Annotated in this window: 1 pseudogene; it reads right to left on the reverse strand. The window is 47.9% G+C overall.

Annotated features, from left to right (window positions below):
* Positions 1 to 605 (reverse strand): annotated as a pseudogene (locus R7Z49_RS26230) (DHH family phosphoesterase); the annotation flags it as partial.

The raw sequence follows: 605 nt of genomic DNA on the forward strand, positions 1-605 counted from the left end.
CGCATCAATAAATGCATTCACATCTTCTTTGCGTAAGGCATTAATACCCGCAGCTGCTTCTCGCCCACCACCTGTAGGGAACTGCCCACACACGGCAACAGCACCTTGTTTATTGTTCAATGGTGCACGGAGTGAAACTGTGTAAGTACCATCTGCGTTTTCTGTGAGTACCGCATGCGCAGAGTCTGGATTTTGGTTTGCCAGCCAGTTGCCATACACACCGCTAATTCGACGTGATGCGGCCGTGTTTGGTAGCTCAAACAACTTCAATGTGTCGCTTTCATATGGGGCTGGTACCGCTTGCGCGGCATCCATGTCTTGTTGGTAAGCTGATTGCAATTGATAGTAAGGCGAGGCTTTATCTTCAATGACTTCGAATGGCGAAATATATTGGACCAATGCTCGGTATAAATCCGCAGGATGGAAATGAAGGTCGTCGACTTTCGAGCCATAACCGTTGTAGTTGATTAATGTACCGAGCTCTTTTAACTGCGCTTTTTGCTCGTTATTAAGTCCGGCTTGATCCGCCAGCGTATCCGCTTTAGCAATCAAGTTATCACCGTAAGCAGCGGTGATCGCCCAAGTATGAAAGCGTCCTTCCAGCA

The organism is Vibrio sp. 1562 (assembly GCF_033340155.1).
Classification (GTDB): domain Bacteria; phylum Pseudomonadota; class Gammaproteobacteria; order Enterobacterales; family Vibrionaceae; genus Vibrio; species Vibrio alginolyticus.